Source organism: Nocardioides sp. WG-D5, from assembly GCF_054031175.1.
This window is the reverse complement of the sequence record NZ_CM132928.1, coordinates 4,072,675-4,094,130: the sequence shown is the minus strand read 5'-3', so window position 1 is coordinate 4,094,130 and position 21,456 is coordinate 4,072,675. Positions and strand designations below refer to the sequence as shown.

Sequence of the window (21,456 nt, the reverse complement as noted above, 5' to 3'; positions counted from 1 at the left end):
TGAGGTCCACCTATATCTCCCGTTCACATCAGTCCAACCGCAGTTACCGAAGCGGCACGGGCTGTCCACCCTCGGTATGGATGCCCAGATTGATCCCATATAGCTCATTGTGCACGATCTCGTTGTCGAACATCGTCGTCCTTGCCCCGTCCTCACCGATCGACCAAGCCGAGAGCTTGAACGCGTACGGCACAACCCGATCGCCGAAGTATTGGGGGGTGACCTTGTAGAAGACGTCGTTTCCACTCTTCACCTCGGATTGGACTGCCCGCTCGAAGACCCGCATCCCTCCGTCCTGCGACCCACGCGAGCTGTAGAAGTTCGCCGCCCGTGAGCAGGTCGCAAGATTAGCCTTGTCGTCTCCAGACCCGCCAAGTGAGCTGGCGATCAGGTGACAAGAGTTGATCATCTTGGAGGCCTCATCGTCGAAGATCGCCTCAGAGAACTCACGGGCCCACTCGTAGCCAGGAATGTCCGTCCTTGCAGGTGAACCGGTGCCGAGCATCTCCTTCGTGATGCATCCCCCGGCGCCGGTGGCCCGACCGCCCGCGCCCGTCGGCAAGGAAGCAGTCCATCCTTCGCCGTCGGCGTTCCTGCACCCTGCGGAGGCTTCTTCATCCTCAAGAGACCACAGGTAGATCCGCAGTTGCAGCGGGTTGAGGACGACCGCGCCCTCGTTCAACGGCGGAAGGGAAATGGCTACATCGTCGTCAGGGTTGGCATCGTCGTACATGCCGGCCCCATAGGTCCAGATGGTCTCTTCGCTGAAGTCCTCGAAGCCCTTACCCTTCTCGTGCCACGGCCGTGGCTCATGTCCGTCAACCTCGACCATGCTGATCGGGTTGCCGCCACCGAACCCATACCGGCTGCCCGTATACGGGTCGACTCCGAGTCCAAGGTCGGCGAGGGCGCCGTTGTACATATCTCGGGTAGTGAACGTATTCAGGCCGGGCGCGTAGTCACGGAACCCCATGTCGTACGTGCCCGACCCGGCGTCCCAGCGCTTGGAGTTGAACCGATACGCGTTGAACGACTCATCCGAGGGCTGCTCCGGGTTCGTAGCGTCGGGCTTGTCGATACCAGTGAACTCAGTATCGTCGTTCTCGCCATAAGCCGTGTAGCCGTAGGTCGCGACAGTCTTGCCCGTGTCGTCGGTGACGGTTTCGACATCGGTGTGGGCGTTGTACCCGTAGTAGCCCGTCTCACCCGCTTCGACACCAGCCTCGGTGTCGGCCTGGTGCGAGACCTGGGAGAGCCGCTGGCCCCAGGGGGAGTACTGGTAAGACTTCGTCAGCTCACCAGCGACCTCCTCGCCCAGGACCTCCTGAGACAGGCCAAGGTAGGTGTAGTCGGTCGTCTTCCCATCGGTCCCGGACGTGGTCTTGGAAGCGGTCCGATCCAGCGGATCGTAGGTGTACCGGGTGGCCTCGAGGACGCCAGCGTCGTTGGCCTGTTCGGCGACCTTGATGTGGTCGAACCCGTCGTAGGTGGTCCGGGAGATTGTCTTCCCACCGCCCACGACACTGGTCTGACGACCGAAGGGGTCATACCGGTAGGAGGCGGTCTGACCATCGACCGTCGAAGAAAGGAGTCGGTTGCGGTCGTAGTTGAACGACGTCGACGTGCCGCCTACCGTCTGCTGGATCACGTTCGCGTTCGCGTCATGAACATAAGTCTCGGTCGACGCGCCGTGGCCGGTCTTGGTCTTCTTCGAGAGCCGGTCGACCGGGTCATAGACATACGTCGTGGTCGAGTCAAGGGTCGCCGTGGCGTCATCAGCGTTCCGCTTCGACGCCACGTCCTCGAGCTGATTGCCGTTGGCGTCATAGGTATAGGTGTGCGACGCGACCAGCGCACCCGCGGAGGTCTCCTCACGCATCGACTTCAGCGCGCCGTCCGCCTGGAAGGCGTTGGTGGTGACGTTGCCGTTGCCCTTGGTGATCGTCTTCTGACGCCCCAAGACGTCGTAGGTGTAGCTGGTGACCTTCGCGGCCTTGGTGTCGTTGAGGTCGTCGACGGTGACCTTGGTCAGGAGATTCCGGGGGTCGTTGTAGACGTAGTCCGAGGCTTGGTCGGGGTGCGTAACGGTGAGCGGCTTGCCCAGGTTGTTGTAGGTGTAACTCGTGGTCGCGGCCGGCGACCCGGCCAGGTCCTCACGGACGGACTTGATCTGGTTGAGCCCGTCGTACGTCATCGCATAGGCGTCGGCGTTCTTCGCGGTGCCACGCGACGTGTCGGTGATGTCGGTCAGGTTGCCGTTGAGGTCATAGCCGTAGGCGAAAGCCTTGTCCTCGGCATCCGTGTCGGCCGCGTTGTCACGGACCAGCCGGACCGAGTCGGCGACGACGGTGCCAGTCCCCGACGGGGCGAGGGCGACGGTGACCTTCTCACCCTTGGTGAGAGTTACCTTGCCCAACGTGTTCCAGGCGGCGGCGCCGGTGGTCTGGTTGGCCGTGAAGTTCACGTCCGTGCCCGCGCCGTCCCCGTGGTTCAGGGTGAACTTGGCGTCCGTCGCCGCACCCGACACCTGCGGCCATGCAGCCGACAGCGTGTAAGCGCCGTCCGCGGGGACGTCGAGCGTCCAGGTGAACTTGTCCGTCGATCCCGTGGCTGCAGCATGGGTGCGGTGACTGGTGCCCTGCTGGCCTGCCGCGGACGCCTTGGTCCAGGTGCCGGTCGCGGCGAACAAGCCGTTGGTGTCGTCGTCAGTCACCACCGAGTGGGAGCCGACCGGAACACCATCGTCCGACTTCGCCTTGAGCTTTCCGTCAGGGTAGTAGGCCCACGTCATCGTCCGGGACGCGGACCCGTCCGCCGACGTCAGAGTGCGAGCGGTCTGCGCGCCGAGGTCGTCGTACTCGTAGCGAGTCTTGATCCCCCACGCATCGGTCGAGGACTTGATCCAACCATTCGAGTAGTACTCGACCGTCGTGTCGTTACGGACCGTCTGACCGTCCGACGGCGGCAGGCTCGTCTTGATCGCTCGCCCGGCGGCGTCGTAGGTCGTCTCGGTGTAGACGTTCGGGTCGTTGTACCGCGCGTCCGACGGGTCGTACGGCTGGTAGGAGCGAACCGGACGGTTGAGCTCGTCATAGGTCGTACGGGCGACGAAGTCGTCCGTGTTCGCGGTCTGCGCGCCACGCGGGGTCGTGACCCGGGTGGTGTTGCCGACCTCGTCGTACTCGTACCGGGTCGTGCGGTAGACCGTGCTGTCCCCGGTCCCAGTCCAAGGCGTCTTGGTCTCGATCTGGGCACCGCGCTCGTCATAGGACGTGTAGGCGGTGTGACCTGCGGCGTTGGTCGTCGACAGGGTCAGACCATCGGCGTCGTACGCGGTGCTGGTGGTGTTCCCTTCCGCATCCTTGACCGTGAGCGGCTGGTGGTTGAGGTCGTAGGTCGTCTTCGAGGTGTAGTCGGTCGTGTCCGCAGACTTCGTCTTGGACGGGTCTCGAACCTCGACCACGTTGCCGACGTTGTCGTAGTCGTACTCGATCCGGTCCGCGTTGGCGTTCTCGACAGCGGTCTGCTGGTAGAGGGAGTCGTAGAAGTAGCTGGTGACGAAGTCGCCGGCATCGGTGGTCGCGACACCCTTCGGCTCGGTGGCCTTGAGCAGGTTCCCGACCGTGTCGTAGGTGAACTTCGAGACCCGGGCCGCGCTCGAGGACGTGTCCTTGGGTGCAGTCGACTCGATCACCTGGTCGGCGGCGTCATAGGTCGCCGTCGAGACCGCACCGTTGGGAGCCGTTGAGACGGTGACGTTGTCGTTCGCGTCGAAGACCGGCGCCGGAGTGGTGATCGTCCGCTCGGCGGAGACCTTGGTGGTGCCCGCAAGCGGGCGTCCGAACGCGTCGTACGCCTGGGTGACGACTCCGTCGAGCGGGTCACGCGCCTCGGTGACCAGGCCGCGCTCGTCGTAGATCGTCGTGGAGATCTTGCCCTTGGCGTCCTCGGTCGTCTTGGGGTAGCCGACCGGCGTGTAGTCGCGGTACTTCGTGACGTGATCGTTCGCGTCCTTGGCGGTCAGCAACTGCCCGAACGAGTCGTACGTGTAGGTCGTGGTGTAGTCGCCGGCGGTGGTGGTCGCCAGGCCCTTACCGTCGGTGACGGTGAGCAGGTTCCCATAGGCGTCGTAGGAGAACTGGTTCTTCCTGCCCGCCGGGCTGGTGGTGCGGAAGATGTCCGCGGCATAGCCGTCGGCGCGGGTGGCGTACTCATACACGCTCGAACCGGCGGGAGCGGTGGCGGCGGTCTGACCCGCAGCGCACTCGGACGCGGCAGGGGCACCACCATGGGCCTTGTTCTGCTCAGGGTCGCGCTGCCAGATCGGGTAGCCGGTCTTCGGGTCGTAGCAGTACGCCGTGACCGCGCCGTTGGCCTCGGTCAGGGTGCGGGTGTTGTTGTCCCCGTCCCAGGTGAGCTCGACCTTCTCGGACTTCGCGTTCGTCACGCTACGGGGGCGACCGAGGTCGTCCGAAACGTACTTCGTCGTGTGGGCCTCGGAGTCGGTCACCGTGGTGTCGACCCAGGTGCTGGTGGTCGCGTTGGTGACGTAGTCGAAGGTCGTGGCGTGGTTCAGACGGTCGGTGATCGTCTGCAGGGACCAGTGGTCCTTCGGGTCATCACCCTGCGAGGGCGCGTAGTAGTCCATCGATGTGGAGTTGCCGCGCGGGTCGGTGACCTTGGTCAGCTTGACGTTCTTGTTGCCCTGGTCGGCGTCGTAGGTGAACTTGAAGGTCTTCGCGATCGAGGCTCCGGACGCATCCTTGGCGCCGGCACCGTCGATCATCCGGCCCATCAGGCCCTGGGTCGTGTAGTAGAACTCGACCCGACGACCGGAGATGTCGGTGATCGCCTTGACGTGGTCGTAGATCTTCGAGTTCGACAGCTTGCCCGCGTCGGTGACGAGGTTGCCGGTCGCTGCATCGACGTAGGTGTAACCGGACTGGCCCTTCTCCCAGTACTCGACGTTCAGCGAGCGACGGCCTGCCGGGTCTGTGATGTAGGTCAGGAACTTCCGCGGCTGATTGTTGGACTTCCGCTCGGCGTAGGTGAACGTCTGCGTGTTCCCGTTCTTGTCCACGCTGGAGGTCATGTAGCCGTCGCAGCCGAAGATGAATCGGGTGCCGTCGGGGCGCAGCAGGGTCCAGGCGTCCGGGATCGGGTCCTTCTCCGGCGTACAGTCCAGATTCGCCTTCGGCGTGAGGCGGTAGTTCACGCCCTTGGGCGCGATCCAGGCACCTGTCGTGGCGTCCTTCTTGAACAGATGGGTCGTGCCGTCACCGTCGGGGAGCCGGATCTCGGTCGGATTGGGGTTCGGATGGAAGTCCAACGGTGCGCCCAATCGGGTTATACCGGCGATCTGGCCGGACCAACCGAACCCGAGAACCGTGTCGGAGGTGTCCTGGGAGTTGTAGGCGAACCGAGCGAACGTCGACAGGCCACGACCCGGGTTCGAGAAGGCGTCGTAGGACCAGACCGCGTTTCCGGAGGCGACGTTGCCCATCAAGGTGCCGCCTGCGCCGGTGTTCTTGCCTACGTAGGAGTAGAACGACTCGAGGCCCAGCTGATCGCTGGTCGGCTCCTCGACCGCAACCTCCTGCTTCAAACCCGGTGCCGCGATCGTCCCGGTCGAGGCATCCTCCACCTTCCAGGTCAGGGTGTAGTCGGTGCGTACGTTGTTGGTGTCGGAGGCCGGCGGAGCCTTGACCTTCGCCGAAACGGTCTGGGACTGGCCCGGCGTCAGCGCGCTGGGCAGGGTCGTCTTCAACTTCGTCGAACCGGTGGCGTCGGTGCCGTCAGGCAGCTGCCACGAGTAAGTGAGCACCTTGCCCGAGGCGGCCCAGTCGGTCGCGGTCGTGTTCGTGACCGTCACCGGCACAGTGGCGGTGGTGCCCGCAGCGACCCGTGTCGGGGTGGACGGGGCGTAGTAGGTGTCCTCGGGGGTCGCGTCGACATAGATCACCCGAAGAAGAGGCCCGAGCTGCCAGTCCGGGGCCTCGGAGGAGAGCCACTGGGTCCGCTCCTGCGGGCCGGTGCTGGTCTCGTCGGCGAGCTTGACCAGTGCGCCCCGGTTGCCGGACGGGGTGGTCACCCAGTTCTGAGTCATGAGCGTGGCATCCCACCAGTGGCGGCCGACCTCGGACACCGAGCCAACGGTGTCAGCCGTGTTCGGGCCGAAGTCACCACCCGGCGTCGTCCACGCCGTCGTGCCATTGGTCGTGTTCCAGGTCGCGCCGGTCTCGGTCCATGCCCCTGCGGTCATACGACGCAGCTCATAGGTCGCACCGTCGGTGCCGGTCGTCGTCTCCGCACCCCACAGGAACAACCGAGACTCCAACACCGTCGCCGTCGTCGGAATCGGTGTCGTGTTGAACTTCATCAGGGACCGCGCGTCGCCGTAGGTCGGCGACGAGTTGCCGGTCGAAAGCCACGCCTGGGGGCCGTAGACGTTGAGCGTGTCCAGATTCGTGGTCGGCTTCGCCGACGACAGCGTGGTGTCGGTGACCTGGCTCGGGCCCTGGATCAGCCGCATCGTCCGCCCCGCCTTCGGCACACCGACCAGACGGGTCGGCGATCCGATCAGCTCGTTCGCCTTGGTCTTGACGACGATCTGGTAGTAGTAGCTGCGGCCGATCTCGCTGCTCGACGAGTCCGCTGTCGGGGTAGCGGTGGTGTCTGTGAAGGAAGTCGCCGATGCGCTGATCGGCGCGACCAGTGTCCCCGCGGACGGGTTGAACGCCTGCTGGGTCGAGCGGTGCAACTGGTATTCGACGATGTCGTTGCTGGTCGAACCGGTGTTGTTCACGTAGGCCGGCCAGGTCAGCTCGGGGCCCGTGCCATGAACGACCTGCGGAGAGTCGAGCGCGGTGCCGACCTTGCCGTACGTCACCGTCAGACGGGGCAGCGTCGAGGTCTCGCCACCGTAGTCGCCGTCGCCCGCCTCATACCGCGGACCACCCAGCGGGGCGGTGCTCGACTCATCGGCCGCCCGCAGAACGAACCCGTGATTCTCGACGCTCCCGTTCAGCATGTTCTGAACCGGCTGCTTGAGATTGAACTTGTGCCAGGTGTTGAACTGATTGACCGGCTTGGTCACGGTGTCGTTCACGAAGGTCGAGACCAGGCTCGTGGTGTTGTTCCAGGTCGCCGTCGACTCGGTCCAGGCACTCAGCGCCCGACGCACCTGGACATCGACCGCGTTGCTGTTCGTCTCGTGCGCCTGGTCGAAGTAGAGCTCCATGGTCGCCGACGTGATCGTCGTGTTCGCCGGGATCTCCGTCAGCGGGAACTTGATCAGCGACCGGGCCTTCAGCCCACCTGAGCCGACGCCGACCGAGAGCTTCCAGGTGTTGTTGTAGTTCGTGTCCGGCGTCGTCGAGATCACCATCGCGTCCTGCGACGCTGACGCGTTTGGGGTGATCGTGATCGTCGGGTCGATCCGGATCTCACCCTCACGCTCCGCCGAGGTCAGCCACTCCATGTCCGGCTTGAGCTCGACCTTCCACGTACCGTCCTCGTCCAGGAGGCGCTGCTTCACCTTGCCCGAGTAGGAGGTGCCGTACGGCGAGGAGGCGTCCTTCTTCTCATCAGTCATGTAGGCAGCCGGGATGACCATCACCGGGGAGTGCGCGAGCTCGCCGTAGATGCCGATCGAACCGTCGTCGTGCTCGACCGGGTAGAGGTCCTTCGAGACGTCCAGGGTGAAGGTGTAGACCAGCTGCTCGGTGCCCTTCGCCGGCGCCTTGTCCAGGACGATGAACTCCTGGACACGGCCCGGGCCGGTGACGTACTCCAGGTCGGTGCCCTCACCGAACGCATCGGCGTAGGCGACCTTCGAACCCTTCGCGGTCGGCTTCAGGCTCTTTGCCTCGATCCCGTCGAGACCCAGTGTCGCTGTCTGACCGCCAGGCGCGGTGAACTTCACCAAGTCCTCTGGCCGGTCCGAGAACCACGAGCGACCGCTGTTGGTGGTGTTCGCGAACACGAACGCCTTGTCAGCGGAGATGCCGACCGTCGTGTCGATGGGCTTCCAGTCGGCGTCCTTTCCGGAGCCCGACTTGTACGAGGTCGGCTCCGGAGACAACTCCACCTGGGTGCGTCCATCACTCAACCGCCAGTACCGAGCACTCTCGCTGCGCTTCGACCTCAGCTCCTTGACCCGTTTCGCTTTCGGGTCGTACTTCGGCGCGTGGCCAAAGGTCGACTTGTGGTTGCGGTCCTTGACCAACGAGCCCTTCGCCACCGGGGCTGGATCGAGGTTGTCCTGATCAGCGCCTTCGTCCGCGGAATCGTCATCGTCGCCGCCGAACAGCCCACCGAACCAGCCGCCATCGTCGTCGTCCTGTTCTGGTGCTGAGGCTGCCTCACGGGCTGCCGCCGCATCCGCCTCCGAGACGTTGTCCGTCGCCGCGGCCGGCGAGATCGGCGCGAGCACCCCCAGCAGCAGCGCCGCCGTCGTCACCGCAACCAGCAGGACTTGCCTGCCTGCGTGGCGTACGAGCTCAAACGATGTGAACAGACGACCAAGGCGACCGAGACGGCCCATGACGCACTCCTGCAGGCTCAACCAAAGTGGGGGTTGCCTATGCCCGCCCCGGTACGGCGCATATGCGGATCCAGATCTTTACCAACGGTCGGCGGCGGCACCACTTTCGACAACGAACTGTTGCGCTTTGGCCGTTCAGTGACCACGGCGTGCCACCAGCCGGTCGGTAATCGCATCAAACTTCCGAATGCGCCCCGATTCGGCTTAGATACCCCCCGCCCCACACTCGGCGGGGTTCTCGGCGTCCACTCAGGGAGGACCACACCAATGCACACCAGCTGGATCAAGGCGCTCATCGCAGCAGTCGAGCACGGCAGCATCGAAGCCGCCGCCCGAGCCCAGAACATGACCCGGCAGGGGCTCCGCAAACGGATCTCCAACCTCGAGACCGCAACGGGGGTCAAACTCCTCGCCAGCGACGCTCGCGGCACCCTCACCCGAGATGGCGAGAAGCGGATCCGGATGTTCCGCGAGATCCTCGAGACCACCGATCAGGTGCTCAATCTCGACCACGCGGCCTGATCCCGGACAGCGGACGGCGCATGTTGTTCCGGACTCGTTACCCGCTACCCGTAGGTAAAACCTCCATACCCCACTAGGCTTCCGCGGTCTGTCATCACCGGGGTGACAGAACTTCCCACAAGGAATGCTCGATGTCTCTCTCGTTCAACCCGTCGAAGAAGACGGTGCTCGGATCGATCGTCGCGTTCGTCGCCGCCTCCGCGGCCGCGGTAGCACTGTTCGTGAACAACGCCGACGCGGCGACCACCGTCGTTCTCGACGGCGTCACCGTCACCGTCCCCGACGGAGGCACCCAGATCATCACCGTCAACGCCAAGGACAAGACGTACGCCAACGTTCGCTACTGGACCAAAGCCGACGGCAGGTGGACCCAGCAGTTCATGACGACCAAGGGCCGGATCGGCGCCGGCGGCGTAGTGCCGCGCGACCAGCGCAAACAGGGCACCAGCACGACCCCGCTGGGCACCTTCTCCCTGATGTCGACGTTCGGCACCCACTCCAAGGCGTCGACCCAGAAGCTCGCGCACACCAAGATCACCAGCGAGTCCTACTGGGTCCAGGACAACGAGTCGGCCTACTACAACCGCTACCGGCTCAAGTCCCAGGGCGGCTTCCGCTACTGGCTCCCGACCAGTGACATCAACAGCTCGGAGCGCCTCGCGGCCTACCCGACGCAGTACGAGTACTCCGTCGTCATCAAGTACAACTACGACAAGCCCGTCCGCTACCGCGGCGCCGGCATCTTCCTGCACGTCAACGGCTCCGGCGCGACCGGCGGCTGCGTCAGCGTTCCGCGCTGGATGATGATCGAGCTCTTCAGCAAGCTCGACCCGGCCAAGAAGCCGGTCATCGCCATCGGTGCCTGACCGAGGCCTGACCGAGGTCGACCCCGACGAGCAACGACGTGGGCCGGAGCGAGAATCGCTCCGGCCCACACTGCTTCCACCGATGACCTCAGTCGACTGACCTCAGTTGACGGTGGTGAAGTCACCCCCGCTGGCCCAGTAGGCGACCTCGTCGCCGCTGTAGGCGGCGGTGACGGCGTACTCGCCCTCGGGGAGCTTGACGAACGTGACCCCGGCCGCCCCGCCGCTGAGCGTCTTGGTGACCGTACGTCCGCCGTTGGTCGTGATCTTGACCGTCCCGGTCGGCTGGTAGCCCGGCGCGGTGACCTCGACGGCCACCTCCGCCTGGCCGGAGCCGCCGGTCGCGGTGACCTCGACGCTCGGCTTCACGCGCACCCGGCCGCTGGGGCCGTACGTCTCGGTGAGCGTCTCGCCGTTGCCGGAACGGGCGACCACGGTGACGCTGAGCCGGTGCCCGACGTCGGAGGCCGTCGGGTAGTACTTGTGGCTCGTCGCACCGTCGATCGGCGTGCCCTCACGCGTCCACTGGTAGGAGAGGTCGACCTCCTCGCTGTAGCTGCCCGGGTCGACCTGCATCAGGCCGCCGAGACGGGTGCCGCCCTTCACGAAGCCGGCTGCCGTCTGGGCGAGCGTGCCGCCGGGCGGAGGCTCGACCGGCTCCATCGGCTGCTGCGGAGCCTTGCCGCCGCCGACCAGGGTGTCGGCGAAGGCGTAGGACTGCTTCGGACGGTAGCCCTCCTGGACACCGACGACGACCGCGCCGATCCTCTTCCCGGAGGCCGTTGCGGGCACCTTCAGGAAGCGGGACGTGCTGCGGGAGATCAGGGTCTTGTCGGCGTACCACCGGATCTCGCCGATCTTGGCCGACGGCTCGTAGTCCGCGCCGCCGACGGCGACCGTCGAGCCGACCTTCTGGGTGCCGGTGATCTTCGGCTGCGCCAGGACCTTGAACGTGCCCTGCTTGATCGGCGGCAGGATCTCACTCATCGTCTTGGCCTCGCTGTAGTCACGGCGGACGCCGGTGAGCACCGCCGCGATCTGCTTGCCGGCGAGGTAGCCGGGGATGCGGAAGGTCTTGTTGGTCGCACCCGGGATCGGCTTCTTGTCGACGATCCACTGGTAGCGGATCTTGTTCGGGTTCGGGCTCCACGAGCCGGTGTTGACCGTGACCGCCTTGCCGACCTGCGCCGTGCCCTCGATCGTGGGTCGCTTGGTGACCGAGAGCCGCTGGTCGTTGAAGTGGATGAACCCGGTCGGGTAGTTCACCGAGTCCTTGCCGATGCGGCGCCAGCTGATGTCGCTGCCGTAGTTGGACTCCGAGATCGTGATCGAGTTCTCGCCGACCCGCTCGACGATCGCGACGTGCCCGAAGCGGCTCGCGCTCGGGTGCGAGGAGTGCCACCAGGCGACCGACCCGACGGTCGGGGTCCGGTTCGTCAGCCTGCTCAGCGCGATGCCCCAGTTGGTCGCGTTGCCCTCGCCCGACCAGGGGCGAGCGTTCGGCAGACCGGTCTGGATGAGCTTGTACGCGACGTAGTTGGTGCAGTTGCGACCGGCGTACATGCGCCAGTACATGCTTCCCCAGGCACTTTCGTAGCCGGCGGTGGAGTAGCCCTTGCTGCGGCAGTCCGAGAAACCGGAGCAGAGCGTGATGGAGCCCGCGTGCGCCGGTGATGCCAACTTAGGGATGACTTGTACACCGAGGCCGACGAGCAGCAGGACCGCGCCGGTGACCAAGGTCCGGCGCAGCGCCCCGCCAGGCTTCCCCACCCGGCGCGGCTTCTGTGAATACTGGTGTTCCTGTGACTTGAGGGGCACAAGAGCACCCTAGAGAAAGTTGTCAACCATTGATACCGGTGTGTCGGAATTACAACACTGTATTTTTACTTTCCACGCTCAGCGACTCCCAAGAACGGGCAACAAGCGCGATATAAATGTCTCGAATTCCGGGCAGAATGAGAGGATCCAGCCATGCCTGGAACCAATCTGACGCGCGCCGAAGCCACCGCGAGGGCCGCACTCCTTGACGTCCTCTCGTACGACATCGAACTCGACCTCACCACGGGCACCGAGACCTTCGGTTCGACGACGACGATCACCTTCACCTCCACCGAGGCCGGCGCCTCGACCTTCGCCGACCTCGTCGACGCGACCGTCCACGAGATCACGCTCAACGGCGTCGCGCTCGACCCCGCGGTGGCCTACCAGGACTCCAGGATCCAGCTCGACGGCCTCGAGGCCGAGAACGTGCTGGTCGTCAAGGCCGACTGCACCTACTCCCACACCGGCGAGGGCCTGCACCGCTTCGTCGACCCCGCCGACGACCGCGTCTACCTCTACTCCCAGTTCGAGGTCCCCGACGCCCGCCGCGTCTACACCACCTTCGAGCAGCCCGACCTCAAGTCCGTCTTCACCTTCCACGTGACCGCCCCCGAGGGCTGGAAGGTCGTCTCCAACGCCGTCACGCCCGAGCCGAAGCCGCTGGGCGACGGCCGCGCGACCTGGGACTTCGAGCCCACCAAGAAGATGTCGACCTACATCACCGCGCTGATCGCCGGTGAGTACCACGAGGTCCAGGACGTCTACGAGGGCAAGTTCGGCACGATCCCGCTGGGGCACTACTGCCGCCAGTCGCTGGTCCCCTACCTCGACCGCGACGAGGTCGTGAAGATCACCAAGCAGGGCTTCGAGTTCTTCGAGGACGCCTTCGACTTCCCCTACCCCTTCGGGAAGTACGACCAGCTCTACGTGCCGGAGTACAACATGGGCGCGATGGAGAACGCCGGCGCCGTCACGCTGCGCGACGAATACCTGCCGCGCTCCAAGCAGCCGCGCTCCTTCTACGACTTCCGCGCCTCGGTGATCCTGCACGAGATGGCGCACATGTGGTTCGGCGACCTGGTCACCATGAAGTGGTGGGACGACCTCTGGCTCAACGAGTCCTTCGCCGAGTGGGCCTGCTACCACGCCCAGGCCAACGCGACCGAGTTCACCGACGCCTGGACCGGGTTCACCAACGCGCGCAAGCAGACCGGCTACCGCCAGGACCAGCTGCCCACCACGCACCCGATCGCCGCGGACAACTACGACCTGCAGGCCGTCGAGGTCAACTTCGACATGATCACCTACGCCAAGGGCGCCTCGGTCCTGAAGCAGCTCGTGGCGTGGGTCGGCCTGGCGCCGTTCCTGGAGGGGCTGAAGGCCTACTTCAAGGAGTTCGCCTACGGGAACTCCGAGTTCAAGGACCTGCTGCGCCACCTCGAGGCCGCCTCCGGCCGTGAGCTCCAGGGCTGGGCCCAGGAGTGGCTGCAGACCGCCGGCGTCAACACCCTCGCCCCCGAGTTCACGCTCGCCGAGGACGGCTCCTACGCCTCCTTCGCCGTCAAGCAGACCGCCGCTGCCGACTGGCCGACCCTGCGCCGCCACCGCATCGGCCTCGGTCTCTACGACCTCGTCGACGGCGCGCTCGTGCGTCGCGACGCGTTCGAGATCGACGTCACCGGTGAGCTGACCGAGGTCCCGCAGCTGGCCGGGGTCAAGCAGCCCGACCTGCTGCTGCTCAACGAGGGCGACCTGACCTACGCCAAGATCCGGCTCGACGAGCGTTCGCTGGCCACCGCGCTGTCGTCGCTGTCGGCGCTGGACGACTCGCTCTCGCGCGCGCTGATCTGGGGTGCCGCGTGGGACATGACCCGCGACGCCGAGATGCGGGCCAGCGACTTCGTCGAGCTCGTGCTCGCCAACATCGGCCAGGAGACCGACGCCTGGGGCGTCACCCGGATCCCGGTCTTCGCCGCCCAGGCGGTCAACTCGTTCTCGGCCCCGGCCAACCGCGACGCTCTCAAGGCGCGCTGGGAGAGCGGGCTCAAGAGCCTGCTGGAGAGCGCCGCACCGAGCAGCGACCACCAGCTGACCTTCGCCCGGACGTACGCCGCGGCCGCCCGCTCCGAGGCCGCGATCGCCGACCTCCAGGGGCTGCTCTCCGGCGACCTGGCCTACGACGGTCTCGAGATCGACCAGGACCTGCGCTGGGCGCTGGTCACCGGTCTGGCGGCCTCGGGCACCTTCGGCGAGGCCGAGATCGACGCCGAGCTCGAGCGCGACAACACCATCTCCGGCAAGGAGAAGGCCGCCGCCGCCCGCGCCGCGCAGCCCACGGCCGAGGCCAAGGAAGCCGCCTGGGACGCGGTCGTCGTCCGCACCGACGTCGCCAACGAGACCGCCCGCTCGATCGTGCTCTCGTTCCAGCGCAGCGGCCAGGACGAGGTGCTGGCGCCCTACATCGACCGCTACTTCGAGGCCGCCGACACCCTCTGGGACCACCTCGGCACCCACCGCGCCTCGACGGTGCTGGAGTTCATCTTCCCGAAGCCCGCCGCCTCCCCCGAGCTTCTGGAGAAGGCCGACAAGTGGCTCGAGACCTCTCCGGCCGAGCCCGCCGCCAAGCGGTTCGTCCGCGAGGGACGTGACGAGGTCGCCCGCGCCCTCGCCGCTCAGGAGCGCGACGCGCAGTAGCTCGCACGAAAGGACCCCCAGGCGCAGGTCGCCTGGGGGTCCTTCGCGTCTGCGGCGAAAACCACGAATGGAAGGGATCTCTCCCTTCCACTAACAACTTTATAGCGCAGATAGGGGCTTGCCGCAAGGCCCCCGGATTGGGGCAGAATCTCCTCCTCGAACAGGTAAAGTGCCTGCTCAGACAGGGGATTCAACGTTGCAAGCATTCGATCTCGCGGGCCGTCACGATGCCAAGGCGGACCCGGCACTGATCGCCGATGACGAACAGCACTTCGCTGCCATCGGGCAGAGTCTCGAGGAGCAGATCTCCGAGCTGAACGAACGGCTGGACGACGTACGCCGCCGGCCGGGTGGGCACGGGCAGGAGGCGATGGACCGCGATCTGGAGGTGCACCGGATCGGCGGGCAGCTGCGGATGCTGCGGAGGTTCAGCCTGGACCTGTGCCTGGGGCGGATCGTCACCGAGTCCGGCAGCACGATCTACATCGGGCGGCTCGGGCTCACCGCCAGCGACGGCCGGCGGCTGCTCGTCGACTGGCGCTCGCCGGCGGCGGAGCCGTTCTTCGCGGCCACGCACGCCGATCCGCGCGGGCTGCTGAGCCGGCGCCGCTACCGCTGGACCAACGGCCGGATCACCGACTACTGGGACGAGGTCTTCACCGCCGAGGGGCTCGAGGGGCACGCCGCGCTCGACGACCAGTCGGCCTTCATCGCTACCCTCGGCAGCAGCCGCTCCCCGCGGATGCGCGACGTGCTGGGCACGATCCAGTCGGACCAGGACGCCATCATCCGGGCCTCGTCCCGGGGCGCGCTGGTCGTCGACGGCGGCCCGGGGACGGGCAAGACCGTGGTGGCGCTGCACCGCACGGCGTACCTCCTCTACTCCGACCCGCGCCTGGGCGAGGGCAAGGGCGGGGTGCTGTTCGTGGGACCGCACGAGCCCTATCTCTCCTACGTCGCCGACGTGCTGCCGAGCCTGGGCGAGGAGGGCGTACGCACCACCACGCTGCGCCGGATGATCCCGGAGGGCGACACGCTGGCGCCCGAGACGGATCCGGAGGTCGCCCGGCTCAAGGCCGATGCCCGGATGGTCGCCGCGATCGAGCCGGCGGTCGCGCTCTACGAGAAGCCGCCGTCGAAGCCGACCCTCGTCGAGACCCCCTACGGCGACGCGGTGATCAGTGTCAGCGACTGGGCCGAGGCGATCGCCGCGGCGGAGCAGGGTACGCCGCACAACGACGCCCGCGACCAGGTCTGGGACGCGCTGCTGAGGATCGTCACCGACAAGATCCAGGCGAACGCCGGCGACGACCCCGACCGCGACTACGACGCAGACGCCGATCTCGACGACTGGGGCGACCCGGAGCCGGAGGAGGACGAGTTCGACGCGTACGGGCTGGTCGACGAGGATGCGGTCGACGCCCTCCGCGCCTCGCTGGAGACCAACGCCGGGCTGCTCGACGTCTTCGGCCAGGTCTGGCCGCGGCTGCGGCCCGCCGACATCGTCGGCGACCTGTGGGAGGTGCCGGCGTTCCTGCGGCTGTGCGCGCCGTGGCTGACGCCCGAGCAGGTGAAGCAGCTGCAGCGGGAGGACCCGCAGGCGTGGACCGAGGCGGACATGCCGCTGCTCGACGCCGCCCACCGCCGGCTCGGCGATCCGGACGCCTCCCGTCGCCGCAGCGCCAAGAAGGCGGCCGCAGCCGCCGACCGCAAGGCGAAGGCCGAGATCGTCTCGGACCTGATCAGCCACGACGACTCCGAGATGAAGGTGATGTCGATGCTGCGCGGCCAGGACGTGCGCACGGCGCTGCTGGACGACTCGGTGCGGGAGCCCGAGGAGCTCGACCCGTACGCGGGGCCGTTCGCGCACATCGTCGTCGACGAGGCCCAGGAGCTGACCGACGCGGAGTGGCGGATGCTGATCAGCCGCTGCCCCTCGCGCAGCTTCACGATCGTCGGCGACCGCGCCCAGGCGCGCCACGGGTTCACCGAGTCGTGGCAGGAACGGCTCGAGCGCGTGGGTCTGGACCGGATCGAGATGGCCGGCCTGAGCATCAACTACCGCACGCCCGAGGAGGTGATGGCCGAGGCCGAGCCGGTCATCCGCGCCGCACTCCCCGACGCCAACGTGCCGACGTCGATCCGTGCCTCCGGCATCCCGGTCGCCCACGGCCCTGTCGCGGACCTCGACACGATCCTGGACACCTGGCTAGCCGAGCACGACGAGGGCATCGCCTGCGTCATCGCGGCAGGTTCGAGCGACCAGAACGAAGGCCGGGTACGCCGGCTGAGCCCCGAGCACGCCAAGGGGCTCGAGTTCGACCTGGTCGTGCTCATCGACCCCGAGACGTACGGGACCGGGATCGAGGGTGCCGTGGACCGCTACGTCGCGATGACCCGGGCCACCGAGCAGCTGGTGATCCTGACGAGCTGACCCGTGCGCGAGTTGCGAAGCAATCGCAAACGACTCAGCGCTGTAGCGCTCCTCGTCTGGACGCAGCGCAGTGAGGAGCGCAGCGACGAACGGAGCGGAGGAAGACGAGGATCAAGCGAAAGCGCTCGCGAATTGCGAAGCAATCGCAATTAACTCAGTGCGTCGCGGCGGGGAGGTTGTCGTCGGAGGGCTTGTGGGGCTTCGGCAGCAGCCCCTCGCCGCGGAGCACGCCGGGAAGGAGGACCACGAGCGAGATGACCACCATCAGGATCACCGGGATGAGCAGGATGAGCAGGAGCAGACCGGAGGCGGTCATGTCCTCGGCGATCGGCCAGCCGTTGGGGACCTCGGCGCTGGCGGGGCCGGCGGTAGCAACAGAGGCGACGACGGCGGCGGAGGCGGAGGCGCCGAAGAGGCCGGCGCGGCGCAGGATCTGGTTGCTCACGGGGCAGATACTAACCGGCGTACGTCAGGGTTCTCATCTCTGCCCTCACGTCTGGGACCGCAGAAGTTGCCCGGCCGGGGATTGGCAGCCGACCTTGAAGGCGCTGGATACTGGAACCCATGTCCATTCCCCCGAACCCCCCATTGCTCTCGGTCTCCTGGTCGAAGCTCGGCGAATGGGTGATCGGCATCCCGCTGCGCATCCTCGGCCTGATCCTGCTCGCCGTCGTGCTCCGCTGGGTGCTTCACCGGGTGATCGACAAGGTCGTCCACCGTGCCGTGGAGGCACCGGCGCTGGCCGGGAAGATCACCAAGATGCACGAGCCGGGCGAGGAGATCCACGCGAGCTCCCGTCGCAGCCAGCGTGCCCAGGCGATCGGCTCGCTCTTCAAGAGCGTGGTCACCGGCGTCCTGGTCGCGGTCTTCGCCACCATGATCCTGGACCAGCTCGGCATCAACATCGCCCCGATCATCGCCTCGGCCGGGATCGTCGGTCTGGCGCTCGGTTTCGGCGCGCAGTCGCTGGTGCGCGACTACCTGTCCGGCATCTTCATGATCATCGAGGACCAGTACGGCGTCGGTGACAGCATCGAGGTCAACAACATCAGCGGCACCGTCGAGGCGGTGACCCTGCGGATCACCCGGCTGCGCTCGCTCGACGGAACGGTCTGGTACGTCCCCAACGGCGAGATCCTCACCGTCGGCAACCACAGCCAGAACTGGGCCCGCGCCGTCATCGACGTCGGCGTCGGTTACAACGAGGACCTCAACAAGGTCCAGCGCGTGCTCCGCGAGGTCTCCCACGACCTGTGGATCGACGAGGACTTCAAGGGCCAGATCATCGAGGAGCCCGAGGTCACTGGCGTCGAGGCGCTCGCCGCCGACGCTATCACCGTGCGGGTGCTCGTCAAGACCCTGCCGCTCAAGCAGTGGGCGATCGCCCGCGAGATGCGCCAGCGGATCAAGGCGCGCCTCGACTACGAGGGCATCGAGATCCCCTTCCCGCAGCGGGTCATCTGGCACCGCGAGGAGAAGGACGCCGCTGCCCGGGAGCAGAAGGCCAACGCCTGACCCCTCCGTTTCGTCGGTCGAGCCGCGAGCGCCAGCGAGCGTGTCGAGACCAACACAGTCCTGTCGAGCCCTGATGGGACCGTGTTGGTCTCGACACCGGCTCGCTGGCGCTCGCCGGGCTCGACCAGCGGTGGATCAGGCGAGGGCGGCGTCGAGGGTGATCGTGGTGCCGGCGAGCGCCTGGCTGACCGGGCAGCCGGCCTTGGCGGCCTCGGCGAGGCTGACGAAGGTCTCGTTGTCGAGGCCCTCGACCACACCGCGGGTGGTGAGCTTGATGCCGGTGATGCCCTTGCCCGGGGTGAACTCGACCTCAGCGCTGGTCTCCAGGCTGGTCGGCGGGGTGCCGTTGTCGGCGAGGCCGTTGGAGAAGGCCATCGAGAAGCAGGACGAGTGGGCGGCGGCGATGAGCTCCTCGGGGCTGGTCTTGCCGCTGGGCTCCTGCGAGCGGGCCACCCAGGTGACGTCGTACGTCCCCAGGCCCGAGGAGTCCAGCGTCACCTTGCCGGCGCCCTCGAAGAGCGAGCCCTCCCAGACGGTGGTGGCGGTGCGGGTGGTGGCCATCTTCATCTCCCAAAGATCGAGTGTGTGCGTACGCCCCCGATCCTGCCACGGGCCCGTGGAGGACGCAGCGTGGAAGGCCGCGTGGAACAATGGTTCAAGTGACGTTCTATGAGGAGATCGGCGGGATGGACACCATCCGCACGATCGTGGCCAAGTTCTACGAGGGCGTGGCGACCGACGAGCTGATGCGGCCGATGTATCCCGAGGAGGACCTCGGTCCGGCCCAGGAGCGGCTGGCCCTCTTCCTGGCGCAGTACTGGGGCGGCCCGACGACCTACTCCGAGCAGCGCGGCCACCCGCGCCTGCGGATGCGTCACGCCCCCTTCGAGGTCACCTCGGAGGCGCGTGATCGCTGGCTCCAGCACTTCCGCGAGGGCCTCGACGCCGCCGGGCTGACCCCCGAGCAGGACGCGCAGTTCTGGGCGTACGCCGAGCATGCCGCCAACTTCATGATCAACACCCCGAGCTGAGCTGACCCCGGGAAGGGCGCTCAGCCCACGTGGACGTGCGGCCGCCGTGACCTGTCCGGCTCGGCGCGGCGGAGCACCTCACGGGTGGTCGGCGCGACCTCGCCGCCCCCGATGAACAGGAACCGCAGCAGGTTGACGACCGGGTTGCCCTCGGTCCATTCGAAGTAGATGTGCGGCACCACGCCGGTGACGTCGCGAATGTGGAGCAGCAGGGCAGCCAGGGCGTTGGGCACCGACGGCGCCTCCAGGCGCAGCACCCGACGGCGTCCGGTCACCTCACCGCGTACGGTCAGGGTGCCTTCGAAGTCCGACGGGTCGGTGACGAGCACCTCGACGAAGATGAGGTCGGTCTCGTCGGCCAGGTCGTTGTCGGCGACGATCTGACGAAGCTTGTCCTCGTACTCCTCGGGACCCTCGGTGCCCTCGTGCTCGTTGGCGATCAGCCGGATCTGGCGGCGGGCACACTCGCGCAGGAACGACTCGGCCTTCCTGTCCAGCTCGACGCCGGTCACGCGCAGCTCGAAGGAGCGCATGATCCGGGAGACCAGCGAGACGCAGATGATCGCGGCGATGAAGCAGGCGGCGATCTTGACGCCGTCGGGCCGCTCGATCACGTTGGAGACCGTGGTGTAGGCGAACACGGCCGCGATCAGGCCGAACAGCACCGTCCGGACCCGTTGGCCGGCCTTGCGCGCGGCCAGGGTGACCGCCACCGCGGCCGACAGCATCAGCACGAGCACACCCGTCGCGTACGCCCCGCCCTGGGCATCCACGTCGGCGTCGAAGATCCAGGTGATCAGGAACGCTGCCGCCGAGATGGTCACGACCAGCGGCCGGGTCGCGGCCGCCCACTCCGGTGACATCCCGTAGCGCGGCAGGTAGCGCGGGATCAGGTTGAGCAGGCCGGCCATCGCCGAGGCGCCGGCGAACCACAGGATGAGGATCGTCGAGATGTCGTACGCCGTCCCGAACGCGCTGCCGAGGTAGTCGTGCGCGAGGTAGGCCAGCGCCCGGCCGTTGGCCTCGCCGCCCTCCTCGAACGCCTCGGCCGGGATCAGCAGCGTGGTCACCCAGGAGGAGGCGATCAGGAACACGCTCATCGTCAGGGCGGCCGCGGTGAGCAGCTTCTTGGTGCCGCGGATCCGACCGGCGGGGTCTTCCTCGGTGTCGCTCTTGTCACCCCTGACCTGCGGCATCACCGCGACGCCGGTCTCGAAGCCGCTCATCCCGAGGGCGAGCTTGGGGAAGACCAGGAGCGAGACGGCGATCATCGTGGTGACGTTGCCGTGCTCGACGAAGAGTGCGTCGTTCCAGCGGGTGAAGACGCTCGGGTCGCTGAACACGTGCACCAGGCCGACGGCGATCACGATGGCGTTGAGGGTGAGGAAGGTGACCACCAGGCCGACCGCGATCCCGATCGCCTCCTTGAACCCCTTCAGGAAGACCGCGGCCAGGGCGGCCAGCAGCACCAGGGTGATCACCATGTTGTGCCCGTGCCAGGTGGACGGGAAGAGCGGGTTCTCCACCACGTGCGCGGCGCCGTCGGCGGCCGAGAGGGTCATGGTGATGATGAAGTCGGTGGCCGCGAAGCCGAGCAGGGCGAGCACGAACGCCTTGCCGCCCCAGCGGGACAGCAGCCGCTCCAGCATCGCGATCGAGCCCTGCCCGTGCGGGCTCTCGGCAGCGACGCGGCGGTAGACCGGCAGCGCGCCGAGCAGCGTCAGCCCGACCAGCACCAGTGTGGCGATCGGCGAGAGCAGCCCGGCGGCGAGGGCCGCGATGCCCGGCTGGTAGCCCAGCGTCGAGAAGTAGTCGACACCGGTCAGGCACATCACCTGCCACCACGGGTGCTTCTTCTCGGGGGTCTCGGCGGGCTCTTCTGCACCCGAGACGCCGCTATCGGTGGTCACTGCGGTCACCCGATCAATTCTTCAGACCGATCGACCGCGATACCTCATCCGAGCCCCGCGGGAAGGCGTAAGGATTCCGTCAAGATTCCGCGGAGCGGGTGTCAGAGGAGCGTCCAGA

Annotated in this window: 11 protein-coding genes; 6 read left to right on the top strand and 5 right to left on the bottom strand. The window is 66.8% G+C overall.

The window, feature by feature from the left end:
- Positions 1–43: 43 nt before the first annotated feature.
- Positions 44–8,461: a DNRLRE domain-containing protein gene (locus ACWZJV_RS19780; protein WP_457178059.1), complete on the bottom strand. Its 8,418-nt coding sequence runs from the start codon at positions 8,459–8,461 to the stop codon at positions 44–46.
- A gap of 351 nt (positions 8,462–8,812) precedes the next feature.
- Between ACWZJV_RS19780 and ACWZJV_RS19775 the strand changes: the two genes are divergently transcribed.
- A complete protein-coding gene (locus ACWZJV_RS19775) occupies positions 8,813–9,067 on the top strand; it encodes a LysR family transcriptional regulator (protein ID WP_457178058.1) in 255 nt (84 codons plus the stop codon).
- A gap of 131 nt (positions 9,068–9,198) precedes the next feature.
- Entirely contained in the window at positions 9,199–9,933 is a 735-nt protein-coding gene (locus tag ACWZJV_RS19770; protein WP_457178056.1) for a L,D-transpeptidase family protein, read from the top strand.
- 102 nt (positions 9,934–10,035) lie between these two features.
- Here the strand turns inward: ACWZJV_RS19770 and ACWZJV_RS19765 are convergent, their stop codons facing one another.
- Positions 10,036–11,751, bottom strand: coding sequence for a CHAP domain-containing protein (locus ACWZJV_RS19765; protein WP_457178054.1), 1,716 nt, complete (start codon positions 11,749–11,751; stop codon positions 10,036–10,038).
- Between the two features lie 153 nt (positions 11,752–11,904).
- On the opposite strand from ACWZJV_RS19765, the gene pepN reads away from it, so the two are divergent.
- Both pepN and helR read left to right on the top strand, forming a co-directional pair.
- Positions 11,905–14,448: an aminopeptidase N gene (gene pepN / locus ACWZJV_RS19760; protein WP_457178052.1), complete on the top strand. Its 2,544-nt coding sequence runs from the start codon at positions 11,905–11,907 to the stop codon at positions 14,446–14,448.
- A 196-nt stretch (positions 14,449–14,644) separates the two neighbouring features.
- Positions 14,645–16,882, top strand: coding sequence for an RNA polymerase recycling motor ATPase HelR (gene helR, locus ACWZJV_RS19755; RefSeq protein ID WP_457178051.1), 2,238 nt, complete (start codon positions 14,645–14,647; stop codon positions 16,880–16,882).
- Positions 16,883–17,036: 154 nt separating this feature from the next.
- Here the strand turns inward: helR and ACWZJV_RS19750 are convergent, their stop codons facing one another.
- A complete protein-coding gene (locus tag ACWZJV_RS19750; protein WP_196875374.1) occupies positions 17,037–17,327 on the bottom strand; it encodes a hypothetical protein in 291 nt (96 codons plus the stop codon).
- 119 nt (positions 17,328–17,446) lie between these two features.
- On the opposite strand from ACWZJV_RS19750, the gene ACWZJV_RS19745 reads away from it, so the two are divergent.
- A complete protein-coding gene (locus ACWZJV_RS19745) occupies positions 17,447–18,397 on the top strand; it encodes a mechanosensitive ion channel family protein (protein WP_457178048.1) in 951 nt (316 codons plus the stop codon).
- Between the two features lie 135 nt (positions 18,398–18,532).
- On the opposite strand, the gene ACWZJV_RS19740 is transcribed toward ACWZJV_RS19745, so the two are convergent.
- On the bottom strand, positions 18,533–18,958 hold the full coding sequence (locus tag ACWZJV_RS19740; protein WP_040757269.1) for an OsmC family peroxiredoxin: 426 nt from the start codon (positions 18,956–18,958) through the stop codon (positions 18,533–18,535).
- 89 nt (positions 18,959–19,047) lie between these two features.
- On the opposite strand from ACWZJV_RS19740, the gene ACWZJV_RS19735 reads away from it, so the two are divergent.
- Positions 19,048–19,428 (top strand): globin, encoded by a 381-nt coding sequence (locus ACWZJV_RS19735; protein WP_457178046.1) that lies wholly within the window; start codon positions 19,048–19,050, stop codon positions 19,426–19,428.
- Positions 19,429–19,448: 20 nt separating this feature from the next.
- Here the strand turns inward: ACWZJV_RS19735 and ACWZJV_RS19730 are convergent, their stop codons facing one another.
- Positions 19,449–21,347: an amino acid transporter gene (locus ACWZJV_RS19730; RefSeq protein WP_457178044.1), complete on the bottom strand. Its 1,899-nt coding sequence runs from the start codon at positions 21,345–21,347 to the stop codon at positions 19,449–19,451.
- Between the last annotated feature and the right edge of the window lie 109 nt (positions 21,348–21,456).

Coding starts and splice junctions, on each gene's coding strand:
- ACWZJV_RS19775 (WP_457178058.1), top strand. CDS start 8,813: ATGCACACCAGCTGGATCAAGGCGCTCATCGCAGCAGTCGAGCACGGC.
- ACWZJV_RS19770 (WP_457178056.1), top strand. CDS start 9,199: ATGTCTCTCTCGTTCAACCCGTCGAAGAAGACGGTGCTCGGATCGATC.
- pepN (WP_457178052.1), top strand. CDS start 11,905: ATGCCTGGAACCAATCTGACGCGCGCCGAAGCCACCGCGAGGGCCGCA.
- ACWZJV_RS19745 (WP_457178048.1), top strand. CDS start 17,447: ATGTCCATTCCCCCGAACCCCCCATTGCTCTCGGTCTCCTGGTCGAAG.
- ACWZJV_RS19740 (WP_040757269.1), bottom strand. CDS start 18,958: ATGGCCACCACCCGCACCGCCACCACCGTCTGGGAGGGCTCGCTCTTC.
- ACWZJV_RS19735 (WP_457178046.1), top strand. CDS start 19,048: ATGGTTCAAGTGACGTTCTATGAGGAGATCGGCGGGATGGACACCATC.